13 protein-coding genes are annotated in these 14,599 nt (G+C 60.1%); 10 read left to right on the forward strand and 3 right to left on the reverse strand.

What is annotated here, in order from left to right; genetic code table 11:
* Positions 1-33 precede the first annotated feature (33 nt).
* Together P0D52_RS01285 and P0D52_RS01290 are read left to right on the forward strand one after the other, a co-directional pair.
* On the forward strand, positions 34-675 hold the full coding sequence (locus P0D52_RS01285) for a TetR family transcriptional regulator (protein WP_394693639.1): 642 nt from the start codon (positions 34-36) through the stop codon (positions 673-675).
* Between the two features lie 83 nt (positions 676-758).
* Entirely contained in the window at positions 759-2,168 is a 1,410-nt protein-coding gene (locus P0D52_RS01290) for an FG-GAP repeat domain-containing protein (RefSeq protein ID WP_394693640.1), read from the forward strand.
* Here P0D52_RS01290 and P0D52_RS01295 read toward each other — a convergent pair.
* Positions 2,165-2,572: a DUF1761 domain-containing protein gene (locus P0D52_RS01295; RefSeq protein ID WP_394693641.1), complete on the reverse strand. Its 408-nt coding sequence runs from the start codon at positions 2,570-2,572 to the stop codon at positions 2,165-2,167. The two genes, P0D52_RS01290 and P0D52_RS01295, sit on opposite strands and share 4 nt — an antisense overlap.
* Positions 2,572-2,979, reverse strand: a complete 408-nt coding sequence (locus tag P0D52_RS01300; RefSeq protein WP_394694809.1) for a YciI family protein — start codon at positions 2,977-2,979, stop codon at positions 2,572-2,574. The genes P0D52_RS01295 and P0D52_RS01300 overlap by 1 nt, the downstream gene beginning before the upstream one ends.
* 190 nt (positions 2,980-3,169) lie before the next feature.
* On the opposite strand from P0D52_RS01300, the gene P0D52_RS01305 reads away from it, so the two are divergent.
* From P0D52_RS01305 to P0D52_RS01335, 7 genes are all read left to right on the forward strand, one after another.
* A complete protein-coding gene (locus P0D52_RS01305; protein WP_394693642.1) occupies positions 3,170-4,102 on the forward strand; it encodes a rhodanese-related sulfurtransferase in 933 nt (310 codons plus the stop codon).
* A complete protein-coding gene (locus P0D52_RS01310) occupies positions 4,099-4,734 on the forward strand; it encodes a glutathione S-transferase (protein WP_394693643.1) in 636 nt (211 codons plus the stop codon). The genes P0D52_RS01305 and P0D52_RS01310 overlap by 4 nt, the downstream gene beginning before the upstream one ends.
* Positions 4,735-4,811: 77 nt before the next feature.
* A complete protein-coding gene (locus P0D52_RS01315; RefSeq protein ID WP_394693644.1) occupies positions 4,812-5,519 on the forward strand; it encodes an ABC transporter ATP-binding protein in 708 nt (235 codons plus the stop codon).
* Positions 5,513-7,879 carry an FtsX-like permease family protein gene (locus tag P0D52_RS01320; protein ID WP_394693645.1) on the forward strand — a complete coding sequence of 789 codons (2,367 nt, stop codon included), beginning with the start codon at positions 5,513-5,515 and terminating at the stop codon, positions 7,877-7,879. The genes P0D52_RS01315 and P0D52_RS01320 overlap by 7 nt, the downstream gene beginning before the upstream one ends.
* Before the next feature lie 7 nt (positions 7,880-7,886).
* A complete protein-coding gene (locus P0D52_RS01325; protein WP_394693646.1) occupies positions 7,887-9,113 on the forward strand; it encodes an efflux RND transporter periplasmic adaptor subunit in 1,227 nt (408 codons plus the stop codon).
* Positions 9,114-9,233: 120 nt separating this feature from the next.
* Entirely contained in the window at positions 9,234-10,211 is a 978-nt protein-coding gene (msrP, locus tag P0D52_RS01330; protein ID WP_394693647.1) for a protein-methionine-sulfoxide reductase catalytic subunit MsrP, read from the forward strand.
* A gap of 5 nt (positions 10,212-10,216) precedes the next feature.
* Positions 10,217-10,879, forward strand: coding sequence for a sulfite oxidase heme-binding subunit YedZ (locus P0D52_RS01335; protein WP_394693648.1), 663 nt, complete (start codon positions 10,217-10,219; stop codon positions 10,877-10,879).
* On the opposite strand, the gene P0D52_RS01340 is transcribed toward P0D52_RS01335, so the two are convergent.
* Positions 10,876-13,941: a TAXI family TRAP transporter solute-binding subunit gene (locus P0D52_RS01340; RefSeq protein WP_394693649.1), complete on the reverse strand. Its 3,066-nt coding sequence runs from the start codon at positions 13,939-13,941 to the stop codon at positions 10,876-10,878. The genes P0D52_RS01335 and P0D52_RS01340 overlap by 4 nt on opposite strands.
* 108 nt (positions 13,942-14,049) lie before the next feature.
* Between P0D52_RS01340 and P0D52_RS01345 the strand changes: the two genes are divergently transcribed.
* Positions 14,050-14,598 (forward strand): DUF4334 domain-containing protein, encoded by a 549-nt coding sequence (locus P0D52_RS01345; RefSeq protein WP_394693650.1) that lies wholly within the window; start codon positions 14,050-14,052, stop codon positions 14,596-14,598.
* The last annotated feature ends 1 nt before the right edge of the window (position 14,599 follow it).

A 14,599-nucleotide genomic window follows, 5' to 3' on the forward strand; every position in this document is an offset into this window, starting at 1 on the left:
GACAATTCGCGCCTGCTGGCGTGAATTGGGGGCATGGTTGCCAAAACTGCCTCCCATCCGACGACGTCGATTGCGCCGGCCAAACAGGACCGCAGCGTGGAGACACGCGAACGTTTGCTGAGAGCCGCGATTGCGTGCTTTTCGGAACGCGGTGTGGGCGCGACCAATACCACCATGATCTCGGATGCCGCCGGTGTGACCCGGGGGGCTTATCTCCACCACTTCAAATCGCGCGAAATGCTGGTCGCCGCGGCGGTGGCGCTCATGGTGGAAGACGCGATGGCCAATATCGAAGCGGGCATTCTCGGCCTGTTCGCACCGAAGCGGCCAGACGGATTATTCTATACAATCTGGAAGCAGGCCTATCCGGACACATTCTTCGCCGGATATGAAATGATGTTATTGGCCCGGCATGACGATCATCTCTCCCGCGAGTGGAATTACCAGTCGAAGCGATTTGCCATACGGCGCAAGGAAGTCCTGATGCAGATCTTTCCGGCTGATATCGCTGTGGGGCAGGCTTATCCCCTGCTTGAGGCGATCGCCGATTTTTTCCGCGGCGTAAAGGTCATGGAAGTCGTCCGGACCGAGGCAGAAAGCCGGGCCGTGATTGACGCGGTCGCGCCACTTTTCTCAGCAGAACTGGACAGAATTTCCGCTTTGCGGACCGGCTGAGTCGCCACTGGTCTCTCCGTCTCACGAAAATTTCACTCTGTAAACATTCACGTCTGAACTATTATGGCGGGGGAGGATTTTCCATGCGCAATAATAGCTTGTCTGCCATTCTACTGGCCGGAGTCGCCGCTTGTGCCGTGACGCCGGAGGTAACTGATCAAACCCAACCGATTTCTTTCGATGTCCACGCCATTCCGGCCTCGGAAGGCGTCGCGGGTGGTGTGAATGTCGTGCGGCCAGGCGGTAATGCCTCGACGGCCATTCATTTTGCCCAGGCCCAATCGAGCCCGAATCTGGCCTTCCGCGTAGAAGAACCGGAGCTTGTTGCCGCTGGTCATCCGGCCGGCTCACCGGCGAGTACGTCCGGATTATGCTATGGCGACGGTGATGGCGACGGCCTGCTGGATGAACTGGAGGCCAATCAGCATGGCGAAGCCAGCATTTTGCGTCCCGGCGATGGCAGTTCCGGGCTCAGCCTTCCGGGTGGCGATAATTATCATTGCAGCTGGGCCGATACCGACGGAGACGGTCTTCAGGAAGCCTATCTGTTCGATGTGCAGGGAAATGCGCGCGTTATCGCCTTTAGCGCGGACGGTTTTGTGGTCGTGGAGGATCATGCCCGGTTTCCCTGGACGCGTGAGGCCTGGTCCAGTGGCGGCGGCAGTTTTGCTGATGTCGATCGCGACGGCGATCCAGATCTTCTGATTACCAGCCCTGCGGGCGCTGACCGGCTCTATCTGAACACCGCTGGGGTGTTCACGCGTCCTACCGCCGAGTGCGACCTGCTGACAGATGCCGGTATGTCGGGCGGGGCGAGCTTTGGCGATCTTGACAATGACGGAGATCCGGACCTGTTCGTCGCCCGGCTGGATGGGCCGGACCGCCTGTACCGGAATGATGATGGGTGTTTCCTTCGTGTCGAAAACGAAGCTCTCGCCGAACGCGCTTTCCAGTCCTGGTCGGCGGTCTGGACGGATATGGACCGCGACGGAGATCTGGACCTGATTGTCAGCCAGTATGATGGTCCGATCCAGATTTACGAAAACCGCCACGGCCAGCTGATCGCCGGGCCAGAATATGCCGGATTTGCTGAAAACAACGCGGAAAGCCGGGCTTCAGGCCTCGCCGCTCTGGATATCGATTTTGACGGTGATGAGGACATCATTGCCGCAATGTGGGACGGCTTGCCCAACGCCGTTCTGACCAATACGACGGATACAAACTTGCCGAGTGTTATGGTCTTGGCCATTACCGAGGCCGGCGCGCCGCTTCTCGGGGCACAGATACATGCCGGCGCCGAGGGGCGGTATTTTTACCGGGAGTTGGAGGGCACGACCGGCCTGAGAAGCCAGTCTGCGCCCGCCATCCTGTTGCATTCTGGACTTGATCAGCCGCTCGACTGGCTGGAAGTCCGCTACCATGGAGAGGTTTTGACACGCATCGAAAACGTGTCGCTTCCTTCCATTGTGGTGGCCGAATATCCGCGGGATTAGAGCAGCGTATTCATCAACCCGATGAAGAAGCCATACAGCGTGAACTGGAGGGTGTGATAGCCGCCATTCACCAGGAGCAAGGCAAGCGGGCGTTGTTCGAAAGTGTAGTTGATGCCGAAGGAGGCACTGACCCAGAACAGGCCGGCTGCGAGCCCTGCGGCCGTTCCAAAACCGATTCCCGTTTCCGGCCCCAGGAAGCCGGCAAAAACAATCGCAGCGATCAGTGAAAGCGGAATCGTCATGGCCAGCATGCGTCCGACATTGGCTGATTTCACCTGGGCCTCCGTCAGGCCGGCCGCCGGCATCCAGATTTTGCCGAAAGCCGCCGGCGAATACCAGAAACCGCCCAGCAGAAAGGCTGCGATTCCGCCAATGCCGGCGCCCAAAAGATTGCTCAATTCCATCAGTTTTGCTCCCGTGCTCGGCGTTCATAGAGATTGTCGCCGGATTCAAAGAAAAGGACGTATTGATCTGCGCGCAGCAGTCCGGCGGAAATCAGCGGATCGCCGGCCAGCATGCTTTCGGCCTGTGCGATCATCTCCGGATCGGCGCTTGCAAAAACGAGAATGCCGGCCGCCGGCGTCGATTCAACCGCGAGGGGGCGGGTGGGGCCGGCAAGCAGCAAAATGCCAGCCTCTGCCATGGCGCGAATATTGGCCAGATGGCCGGCCTGAAGGCGCTGCATTTCCTCGGCGCCGGGCCGCTCGGCTTCGGCGGGACTCAAGACAACGAAAAGCCGCTCCTCGATCTCGGGCGTCTGCGCCAGTGACGGGCTGAATCCCGCGACCCAAAAGGCGACCAATAAGAACACGTATTTCAATGTCATCCCCCAATATCTGATGATGCAAGGAAGTCGTGCTTTTCAAAAAGAGTCAATACTGAATGTTATTGTGAAGCTGCCTCGTGTCTCCGGCAGGAAAGCCGTACCGAGTCTTGCAAGGCCGGGAGCGTCCCAATAGGACAGGGATTGTTACGCCAGTTGCCGGACGGACCGCCGAGTCATGCCTGAATATCGTATTGTCGCCTTTTACAAATTCACGCCCTTGGTTGCGGACAAGCCGCTTCAACAGGCGCTTTTTGAGGTGTGTTCACGGAATGATGTGGTTGGCACCATTCTGATTGCGCCGGAAGGCATCAACGGAACGATTGGCGGCCCGGAAGCGGGTGTCGAGCAGGTCTTGACCGCCTTGCGTGGCCTGCCGGGCTGCGCGGATCTGGAGCACAAGGAAAGCTATTCAGACGAGCAGCCTTTCTTCCGGCTCAAGGTTCGCTTGAAAAAGGAGATCGTCACGCTCGGCGTGCCGGGTGTTGATCCCAACAAGGCGGTGGGCACCTATGTCGCGCCAGAAGACTGGAATGATCTGATTTCATCGCCGGATGTCGTGACCATTGATACGCGCAATGATTACGAAGTGCGGATCGGCCAGTTCAAGGGGGCGATCAATCCCGAAACGGTCAGCTTTCGCGAATTTCCGGAGTGGTATCGGAAGTTCCGTGAGACGCGGCCGAATGCCCGCATTGCCATGTATTGCACTGGCGGAATTCGTTGCGAGAAATCCACGGCTTTTGCGCTCGCCGAAGGTGAAGACGAGGTTTTCCATCTCAAGGGCGGCATCCTGAAATATCTGGAAACCATCCCGGAGACCGAAAGCCTGTGGGAAGGCGAATGCTTTGTCTTTGACCGCCGCGTGGCTGTGAAGCACGGGCTGGAGGTTGGTGAGTTCGTGTCCTGCCATGCCTGCCGCGAACCACTGGCGCCCGAGGATCTGAAATCCCCGCTTTTTGTGAAGGGAGAGTCCTGTCCGCATTGTCACGGGCTGACCAGTGACGAGCAACGCGCCCGTTTTGCCGAACGTCAGAAGCAGCAGGAGCTGGCAGCGTTGCGGGGCGAGAAGCACCTTGGTGCAAAGTATGAGGACGAGGCGCAAACGTGAGTGCCGCGCTCCCCATCCTCTACTCATTTCGCCGCTGCCCCTATGCCATGCGCGGCCGGATGGCGCTGAAGGTAGCGGGGATTCATCTGGAACATCGCGAAACCCTCCTCCGCGACAAGCCGCCATCCATGCTGGAAGCGTCGCCCAAAGGCACCGTGCCGGTCGTTGTTCTGCCCGATGGCGCGGTCATTGAGGAAAGCCTTGATGTGATGCGCTGGGCCCTGTCGCAGCAGGACCCGCAGAACTGGCTCTCACCGGGCTCTACCATGTTTGATCTGATCGCGGAGAATGACGGTCCGTTCAAACATCATCTGGACCGCTATAAATATCCCAATCGCTATGACGATGTGGACGCGATTGCGCACCGGACGGCGGGGCGGTCCTTTCTGGAGACGCTGGACCAGCGCCTTTCGGAACAGGCCCAGCTATTTGGCGACACCATCAGTCTGGCGGATATCGCGATATTCCCCTTCATCCGGCAATTCGCCAATCACGACCGCGACTGGTTTGACGCTCAGGATTTGCCGAATTTGCAGACCTGGCTGGCAGGGCATCTGGAGTCTGCCCTGTTTGCCGACATCATGGTCAAGCATGAGCTCTGGGTTGATCCTGCCGGTCCTTCTGGCGACTAGCCCAGCAGCGCCGCCATGTTGCGCGCGCGGCGAAAATCCCCACACTGGCAAGGATTGAGGTCGAGGACGCACCTGCCGTGAGCCGGAATGCCTTCAGCACCAGGGGATTGACCAAGGTCTATGGCGAGGGCGAGACCGCTGTTCATGCCTTGCGCGGTGTGGATCTCGACATTCCCGAAGGTGAATTTGTCGTCTTGCTGGGCCCGTCGGGTAGCGGGAAATCCACCCTGTTGAATATTATCGGCGGACTGGATCGGGCCACGGCGGGCGATGCCTGGTTTCTGGACCAGGAGCTGACGGCGATGACGGACCGTCAACTGACGCGCTATCGCCGGGATCATGTCGGCTTTGTGTTCCAGTTCTATAATCTGATGCCCAGCCTGACGGCTCATGAAAACGTCGAACTCGTCACGGAGATTGCCGAAGATCCGATGACGGCAGAGGCGGCGCTTGATCTTGTCGGGTTGGCCAATCGTGCCGGGCATTTTCCTTCCGAATTATCGGGCGGTGAACAGCAGCGCGTCGCAATCGCCCGCGCGATCGCCAAGAATCCGACCGTTCTGTTCTGCGACGAGCCGACGGGGGCGCTGGACTCGGCAACAGGCCGGGCTGTTCTGACCGCCTTGAAGGATGTGAATGAGCGGCTCGGCGCTACCGTGATGATCGTTACCCATGCGGCCGCCACCGCGAAGATGGCGGACCGGGTCATTCATTTTTCCGATGGCGCGATCCGCGAGGTCGTGTCCAACGCCACCAAGCTGGCGCCGGAGGACATTGAATGGTGAGCCCTCTGGATCGGAAGCTGCTGCGCGATCTGTGGCGGATGAAGACACAGGCGCTTGCGATCGGTCTGGTGGTCGCCGTCGGCGTCATGTTGCTGGTGATGATGTCCGGTCTGGTCGAGTCACTCGATGAGACACGGCGCGCTTACTATGAACGTTACCGGCTCGCCGACGTATTTGCACCTGTGGTACGCGCGCCGGATCAGGCACTGGATCAGCTGGCTGCCATAGAGGGAGTTTCGGCGGTTGAAGGGCGGATTGCCGGGAGTGCGCTGATCGACATGCCGGACACGGATTTGCCGGTACAGGCCCGGGCCGTTTCCCTGCCGGATTTTGGCGAGCCGCGTCTGAACGCCGTCTTTCTGACTTCCGGCCGTCAGATTGATCGCCGGCGATCGAATGAAATCCTGCTTTTAAAGAGTTTTGCGGATGCGCACGGGCTGGAGGCTGGCGACCGGTTGTCGGCCACGATGCACGGCGCGCGGCGGTCCTTTGAAATTGTCGGTATCGCCCAGTCGCCAGAGTTTCTCTATACAACCGCGCCCGGCGAACTGGTGCCGGATGACTCCCGTTTCGGCGTAATCTGGATGAGCCGCACGGCCATGGAAGCGGCCTATGATCTGGACGGCGCCTTCAATGAAGCCTTGCTGGATATCGGCCGGGCGGAAGACTTGCCGGCGGTTCTGGCCGCCGCAGACCGTATTCTGGATGATTATGGCGCGATTGGCGCCTATGGGCTGGAAGACCAGTTTTCCAATCGTTTCATCTCCGAAGAAATCTCCGGGCTGCGCGCTTCGAGCGCCGGTGTGCCGCCGATCTTTCTCGCCGTGGCGGCCTTCCTGTTGAACATCGTGATTTCCCGTCTGCTGCAGGCCGAGCGACAGCAAATCGGCCTCATCAAGGCCTTCGGATACACGAATCTGGAAGTCACAACGCATTACTTCAAACTGATCCTGATCATCGCCGTTGGCGGCGCTTTGCTTGGCTGTCTTTTGGGACTGGCGGCCGGTGCCGGTCTGATCGGGGTCTATGTGCAATACTACAAATTCCCGTTTCTGGTTTTCGAGATTGATCCGGCGTCTTTCATTATCGCGGTGGCGGCCAGTGTCGCCGCCGCCGCCTTTGGCGGCCTGTTTGCCCTGCGAAAGATTTTTGCACTGGCACCGGCCGTTGCCATGCGCCCGCCAACGCCGCCGGATTATCGCGGCACGGGCCGCTTTGGCGGCGTTCTGCGGCAGGTTCTGGATCAACCCACCCGCATGGTGCTGCGCCGGTTTATCCGCCATCCGGGCCGGAGTCTTGGCGCGATTGCGGGGGTGTCCGCCGGTATGGCGCTGTCGGCCGGAATGCTGTCGGTCATGGCCGGGTTTGACGAAACGGTCGACACCACTTTCAGCGTCATTGATCGCAGCGATGTGACCGTCACCTTTATCGAGCCACTCTCGGACCGGACCTTACATGCGCTCGCCCAGCTTGATGGTGTGATCGAGGTGGAAGCGGCCCGAAATGTGGCCGTGATTCTCCACCATGGCGTGAATTCCTATCGCGGCGGTATTTTCGGCGTTCCGCCAGAGGCGCGCCTATTCCGGGCGATCGACTCTGACGGCCAGTCCTTACCTTTGCGCGGGGAGGGGATCGTGCTCTCGCCTGGCCTTGCTGATATTCTGGGTGTTGGCGTGGGGGATCGCGTCCGTGTCGATGTGCGGCAGGGCCGCCGGCCCCAGTTGGAGCTCGTCGTCACCGGCATTGCGGAATCGCTGATGGGCTCTCCCGCCTATATGGAGCTTGGCGCGCTCAACCGGTCAATGGGTGAGCCGAACCGAACATCCGGTGCCTATTTGCGGATCGATTCGCGTTATCGCGATGACATTTATGCGGCGCTGGACGCGATGCCGGTCGTGGCCGGGATTTCGGTCAAGCAGGATGCGCGGGAGGCTTTCCAGCGAATGATGGATCAGGGTGCCGGCGCGATGCGCTTCATCATGGCAGCGATTGCGGGTCTCATCGCGTTCGGCATCGTCTTCAACACGGCGCGGATCGCCTATGCGGAGAGCGCGCACGATCTGGCGAGTCTGAGAGTGATCGGGTTCACCAAGGGCGAGGCGGCCTTCGTTCTGCTGGGCGAGCTGGGCCTGATCGTCCTGATCGCGCTGCCGGTCGGCGCGATATTGGGCTATGGTCTGAGTTATGCCATTGCAGAGGGCTTCAGTACGGACCTTTATCAGATACCGGCCGGGTTCTCGTCGGCCAGTCTCGGTCTGGCCGGTCTGGCGGTGCTCGCCGCATCGGTCTTTTCCGGCTGGATGGTCAAACGTGACAGCGACCGTGCGGATCTCGTCTCCGCTCTGAAATCGAGGGAATAAGGGGAAGATGATCAAGAAATATTCGCGCACCCTGCTCATCGGGATCGCCGTCATCTTTCTGGCAGCGGCTCTGGTCTATGCTTTCTGGCCCCGGCCCATTCCCGTCGATATCGGCGTTGTCGTCCGTGAGCCGATGATCGATTCCGTAACCGAGGAAGGCCGTACGCGCGTTCACGATGCCTATGTCGTTTCGACACCGGTTGCCGGACGGCTGCGCCGGGTGGAGGTCGAGCCCGGCGATCCCGTTTTGCGCGGCGAAGACATTGTCGCCTATATGGCCCCGTCCAATCCGGCCGTTCTGGATGTCCGCACGCGTGAGCAGGCGCGTGCCAATGTCAGCGCGGCCGAAGCGGCGCTTCGCCTGGCGCAGGCGGAACGCAATCGCGCCGTCGCGGATCTGGAACTGGCGGAGGCGGACCTCGAACGCCAGCGCTTCCTTCGCGAGAGCGAAGTTGCCAGCCAGGCGGCGCTGGATCGCGCGATCCGCGAAGCGCGGTCTGCCAGTGCTGCAATGGATACGGCTGAAGCGGCCGTGTCTGTCCGGCAGGCGGAGCTCGCCAATGCCCGCGCCATGCTGGACGGGATGGAGGGCGATACGGGCGATACCCCGCAGCTGATTGCCGATATTCCGATTCACGCGCCGGCGTCGGGCCGGGTCTTGCGACTCATCCAGCAGAGCGAAACGACATTGCCGGCTGGGTCTCCCATTCTGGAAATCGGCAATGTTGAACATGACCTGGAAGTGCTGGTGGAGCTCTTGTCCACGGACGCGGTTCAGGTTGTTCCGGGCCAGCGCGTGCTGATCGAGGATTGGGGAGGCGACCAAGACATCGAAGGTATTGTTGACCGGGTCGACCCCTGGGGCTTCACAAAATTTTCGGCGCTGGGCGTCGAGGAGCAACGCGTGAATACCGTCATCCGTTTTGCCAATCCCGAAGACCGACCCGCAGGGCTGGGCCATGGTTATCGCGTGGTGACCCGGATTGTGATCTGGGAGGATGACGACGCGCTGGTGGTGCCTTCCAGTGCGCTCTATCGCGATGGCGAGCATTGGGCCGTGTTTGCGGTCAGAGGCGGCCGGGCCCGCCCGGTGCGGGTCGAGATCGACCGCAATAACGGACTGCAGGCGCATATTCTCTCCGGTCTCGAGGCCGGGGACCGGGTGGTGCTGTATCCATCTTCTGCTGTTACAGACGGAGCTGCCGTCACCGCGCGGAACACGGTGGAGCGGTAGCGCATAGATCACGCCCGGCTCGCGGCACCTCACGGCCGATCACAATTCGGGAAGGCGGGGAGACGTGGGGCCTGATCGTGCTATGTCCCTCACAAGTACTGCGCGACACAAGGGACCGACATGCTGATCAAGAGACCACCGCTCGCTGGCGTCACCGAAAACGATGTGACGCCCAAGCACCTTTATCTCAATCGCCGCAAGATCATGGCGGCGGGTGGCGCGCTCGCCCTGACCGGCCTGACGTCGGCCTGTTCGGCGCAAGAGCCGGCCGGGACGCCCGCCGCCCCGCGTGTTTCAAATGGGTCGCTGGATTTTTCCGAGACCGCCTATCGGGTCACGGATGGTGATCTCACGCCGTATGACGCCGTCACCGGCTATAACAATTTCTATGAATTCGGCACTGGCAAGGATGATCCGGCGCGCTATGCGGATGCGATGACCACCGACCCCTGGTCGGTTCAGGTTGACGGTCATGCCGAGCGGACCGGCACATTCAGCGTCGAGGATCTGGTAGATTTCAACGCGCTGGAAGAACGGATTTACCGTCTGCGTTGCGTCGAAGCCTGGTCGATGGTCATTCCCTGGATCGGTGTGCCCCTGAGCTCGGTGCTGGAGCGTTTTCGGCCGACATCCGATGCCCGCTATGTGGCGTTTGAAACCTATCTGAACCGTTCGGAAATGCGCGGCACGCGCTTTCCGGTGCTGGACTGGCCCTATAAGGAAGGTCTGCGGATGGATGAAGCCATGCATCCGCTGACGCTGATGGCCGTTGGTCTTTATGGCGAGGTCTTGCCGAACCAGAATGGCGCGCCGATGCGTCTGGTGGTGCCGTGGAAATACGGCTTCAAGTCGATCAAGTCGATTTCGCGGATCAGCTTTGTGTCCGAACAACCGCCAACCAGCTGGAAACAGTCGGCACCGCGTGAGTACGGCTTCTATTCGAACGTCAATCCCAACCGGTCGCATCCGCGCTGGAGCCAGGCGAGCGAACGGATCATCGGCGCCGGTCCCTTTGCCCGGCGCGATACGGAGATGTTCAATGGCTATGACGAGGTCGCCTCGCTCTATGCCGGCATGGATCTGGAAGAAAACTACTAAAGCCGATGGCCCAACGTTCCGCCTTCCTGCGCAGCTTCGCCAGACACTGGCTGAAGCCGGTAACGCTGCTTTTGCTGGTCCTGCCCTTTGTCTGGATTGCCAGCCAGTGGGGTCTGCTATTGGCCGGAATGGATAATGACCTCGGTTTCGAGCCGGTGGCCGCGACACATCATTTACTGGGTCAGACGGCGCTACGCATCCTTCTGATTTCGCTGGCCGTGACACCTTTCAGGGACATCACGCGCTGGGCACCGATCCTGCAGGTGAGGCGGCGGATCGGGCTGGCTGCCTTCTGGTATGCGCTCTTGCATTTGCTGGCCTATTTTGGCGCGGACCTCTTCTTTTCCCTGTCGGCATTGTGGGAAGACATTGTCGAGCGCACCTATATCACCTTCGGCATGGCGGCTTTGGCCTTGCTGGTGCCGCTGGCGGTGACCTCGTTCAATTCCATGATCAGGCGTCTGGGCGCGCAACGCTGGCAACGCCTTCACATGCTGGTCTATCCGCTGGCAATCCTTGCCGTAACTCACCATTTCTTTGCGGAAAAAGGCTTGCAGCCCGGCCCGCTGGTGCATGCGGGCATCCTTGCGCTGCTGCTGGGATGGCGGCTCTGGACGCGGTGGATTCCGGCGCTCACTTCACGTTTCACGGCGATCGCAAAGGGCTAGGTATCGTTTGCATCGCCTGGACGTTTGCCGTCCCATATGTCGAAGCAGATCGTGAAAACCAGCAGGTCACCGGCCCGGATTTCCTTCTGATCGATCCGCGAGTCGTATGAGGTGCGGAAATGGTATCCGAAATCGCCGGCCCGGTTTCGCAGTTCGCCGCGTTTGGAAACCGGAAGCCAGCCCACGAGGTGAAGCCCCGGATGGCGGGTGCGGACAAGGCTGGCATAGGTCTCGCCGATCAGGGCGTCCGCTTCACCGATTTCGTGCATGAACAGATGCGTGCCATCGCGCATGTTCATGACGGCGATCAGGAAGTCGAGCATGGCGTTGCCATCGAACACGTCCTTGACGAGGAAGCGCTCAACCAGGGTGGCGCTGGGCACAATGGCGGTGGCTCCGGCGCCCTGATCGGTGGATGCGGACGGACGCCGCAAAGAGATCTCTTCCGAGGCTTCGATTGAATGTTTTCCGGAGAAGGCGTCGCGGTCTTCGCGCGCCAATACCTCGGACACGATCTCGCACTCCCAGCCACGGGCCCGGGCGTGTTCGCGCAGCAGCTTGGTGGCCAGCAAGGTGGCCGCGTCCACAGACCGGACGGCGGTATCGCTATCGGCCCGCCGCTTGGTCTCCGAATTTGCCAGAATGAGGATATGGTCGAAGGCCACATCCGGTGGCAGTGCCGCGGCGAGTGAGCCGGCGGTGAGAAACGGCGTGTCCTCAATCGCGATGGAATGGAAATCCGCGTCCAGATGGAAAGCCCGAAGATTGGCTTCCAGCCGTCTCAGGTGTGATCGCGACGCATAGAGCAATATCCGTTTGCCGACGCTTCGCTCGAAAACGAATTTGTCCTTCGCGATGGGCGGAGCATCGAGAACGTCGCGATAGCCGCGTGTCTTGAACACGGAATCTCTTTTATGGGCGCTGTAGATAATACGGTCGTGCGGCGCCAGAACATGCGCGTATCCGGCGCGCCGGGTGAATGAAATGATCGGCCCGCCATCGATAACTTCCGCGTCGAAGACGGCATCGCGCTGCAAATCTCCCTGAACCAATCCGACCAGATTGGCCCCGGAGGACCAGAGGCATTCCTCCAGCTCGCTTGTCGTCATGCCGGCCTTGATGTCGCTATTCCTTTCGCAAAGGTCGGCGAAATCAATCGAGAACAATTCGTCGAAACTGTCATAGGTCAGGACTTCGAGAAGGTAGTCGATCATCAGCGGATGAACGGTGCAGAGCGAGGCCGCCTTGGCGATGAAGATGTCCGGCGTGATCAGGGTCGAGCAGCCGAATGCGGCGAAGTGGTCAGCATTCTGATCGAAGGCCAGCTCCGCAGAAATGCGGATGTCCGGATTCTGGCGTTTCAGATTCATGGCCGTCAGAACCGCACCGATATTGCGCGATGAGCGGCGGGCATAATCGGCCAGGATGATGGCGTGACTGGCCTGCTTGGCGTTGGCGTATTCGAGTGTTTCGCGATCAGCGCTATCGCCGCGCCGGAAGCGGACCTTGCCGGGATCGAATTTGTGGTCCTGAAGCGGCGTTGCGTCACCGGACTCGCCGATAATACAGACCTTTTTGGCGGTTTCTGCATCATTTCCGGTGAGGGCAAAGACGACGCCGTCGAGATGCTCGTTCCAGCCGCAAACCAGAATGTGATCCTTCCAGCCAATTGTGGTCAGCCCCGCGACCTTTTCTGCGCGCCGTTTGCCCCAGAGATTGACGACGATGATGATCGCGGCAATCGGTCCACTGACGCCGATAAAGGCCAGAACCGCCACCAGAATCCGGCCCGGAATACTCAGGGGGTAGGCATTGTTCTCGGTGAAGCCGCTGGCCACGAAGGTCAGCATCCAGATAAAGCCCTCGGTCAGGGTGAGGTCCGCAAAGGGGTTGTCCAGATTGAAGGCGCGGGCATGCGCCGCTTCGGCTGATCTCAGGCCCACGAGCGCGATCAGCAGCGTCAGAACAAACAGGCTGATGCCGATGACCCAGGGGCTGGGCCTGGCCCAGATATCGGCGGCCATTTGCAGATAGGCATATCGTCCCCGCCGCTCACGTTTGGTGCCCGTGCGGTCATATGTCGTCTGGAAGGAAACGGCCAGAAAACTGGAAAGCAGGATGGTCGCCCAGATCGCGATCCAGAGCGCATAGGCCGGGGGCGGATTGGCGAAACCCTGACGGACGAGCTCCGATCTTGCTGCGGCATTGTAGGGCAGCGGGGTTCGCAGCAGAAAATTCTCCGGACTATGCAGGCCCGGAAACTCTCCGGAAAGTGTTTCCCAGCGGTCCAGCAGGCTCCGTGTCAGAGCGCGAATGTCGCTGCGCGGCGTATCATTGCGCGTCAGGAGAAAGGCCCGGACGGCAAGGGCGTCGGCCTGTTGCCCCTCAATGAGAAATTCCGACGCTTCGTAATAGACGTTTGTGCTGGCCAGATCCGCGATGATGCCGGGCGGAAGCGACAGCTGGCGAAAGGCCTGCTGATCGTATTCATATCCTGCATTCGCGGTCAGGAAGACCGCATCCACCGTCCCGTCTGCCAGAGCGTCCAACGCGTCGGCTGCCGGTAGATTGTGGGGCAGAAAATCAACGCCTTCTCTTAGGCCCGCAGTCGCGAGCACGTCACGCGCATTGATGAAACCGCCCGAGCCCGGCACACCGATATTGATGGTCTGGCCGCGCAGATCCCCCAGCAGGAAAATGCCGTTTTCATCCCGACGCACCAGCACCTGGACAAATTCCGGAAAGAGCGGCGCGATCACGGAGAAATCCCGCCAGCGATCAAAACCGTGATCGCCGTTGAATGCGTGATAGGTCAGATCACTCTGCGCTATGGCCAAACCGAAACGGCCGGCCTGCAGACCGCGGAGGTTTTCAACGCTTCCATCCGTTTCGATGATGCAGGGAAGAGAATCGGGCGACAATTCCTGCAGTCTTTCCGCGAAGGCGAGATAGCGACCGCCGGGCTGCCCGGTTGCGAGGCAGGACGGGTCCGCTGACCATGCCCGCCCTGAAGCGGGGACCAAGACAATCGCGGCCAGCAACATCAGGAAAAATCTTGGCATTTCGTCCCCACGCCCCACAGAATGATGCGTGTGACTATAGATTGCGTGCGCGAGGGGTCGTCAAGAGAACGGCTAGGCAGGTCCTGCAATTCATGGCCTAATATCGCCATGACCCATGACACAAATCCCGTTTCCATGAGCTTTGAAGCGGCCGAGTCATTGTATGACAGGCTGGAGCCCATCCCGACTGACTTCATGATTGGCGAATGGTGGGGCCGGGAAGTGTCGACCGGGCACAATATGGACGGATCGCTGGCGCTGGCCCGCTGGTATGGCAAGACTTTTCTTGACGAAGAGAATGTCCATCCGCTGGTCCATCTCGACGGGCAGGGCCGAAAATATTTCGCTGACCCCGGCAAGATGCCGATGGGACCGCGAATGAAAACCCCGCACTATCCGGACTGGATGCTGCCGTCCCTGCGCTGGGGGATGAAAGCCTATATGCAGACCACAAGAAGCCGCGCGCGTCTGCGCACGACCGAGTATCGCGGCAAGCTGTCGGCCACAATGTGCTATGATCAGCTGCCCATTCACGACGTTTTCCGCAAGCTGGACGACGACAATGTGCTGGGCTTCATGGATATGAAGCGCATGGCGCGGCCCTATGTTTTCACGCTGACGCGCGAGGGCAAGGCAGGCTTTGATTTTCCGGCCTGAC

Source organism: Hyphobacterium sp., assembly GCF_043584775.1.
Classification (GTDB): Bacteria; Pseudomonadota; Alphaproteobacteria; order Caulobacterales; family Maricaulaceae; genus Hyphobacterium.

What these genes read in the sequence shown, in the direction of transcription:
- P0D52_RS01285 (WP_394693639.1), top strand. Translation starts at nt 34, where the DNA reads ATGGTTGCCAAAACTGCCTCCCATCCGACGACGTCGATTGCGCCGGCC.
- P0D52_RS01290 (WP_394693640.1), top strand. Translation starts at nt 759, where the DNA reads ATGCGCAATAATAGCTTGTCTGCCATTCTACTGGCCGGAGTCGCCGCT.
- P0D52_RS01295 (WP_394693641.1), bottom strand. Translation starts at nt 2,572, where the DNA reads ATGGAATTGAGCAATCTTTTGGGCGCCGGCATTGGCGGAATCGCAGCC.
- P0D52_RS01305 (WP_394693642.1), top strand. Translation starts at nt 3,170, where the DNA reads ATGCCTGAATATCGTATTGTCGCCTTTTACAAATTCACGCCCTTGGTT.
- P0D52_RS01320 (WP_394693645.1), top strand. Translation starts at nt 5,513, where the DNA reads ATGGTGAGCCCTCTGGATCGGAAGCTGCTGCGCGATCTGTGGCGGATG.
- P0D52_RS01325 (WP_394693646.1), top strand. Translation starts at nt 7,887, where the DNA reads ATGATCAAGAAATATTCGCGCACCCTGCTCATCGGGATCGCCGTCATC.
- msrP (WP_394693647.1), top strand. Translation starts at nt 9,234, where the DNA reads ATGCTGATCAAGAGACCACCGCTCGCTGGCGTCACCGAAAACGATGTG.
- P0D52_RS01335 (WP_394693648.1), top strand. Translation starts at nt 10,217, where the DNA reads ATGGCCCAACGTTCCGCCTTCCTGCGCAGCTTCGCCAGACACTGGCTG.
- P0D52_RS01340 (WP_394693649.1), bottom strand. Translation starts at nt 13,941, where the DNA reads ATGCCAAGATTTTTCCTGATGTTGCTGGCCGCGATTGTCTTGGTCCCC.
- P0D52_RS01345 (WP_394693650.1), top strand. Translation starts at nt 14,050, where the DNA reads ATGACCCATGACACAAATCCCGTTTCCATGAGCTTTGAAGCGGCCGAG.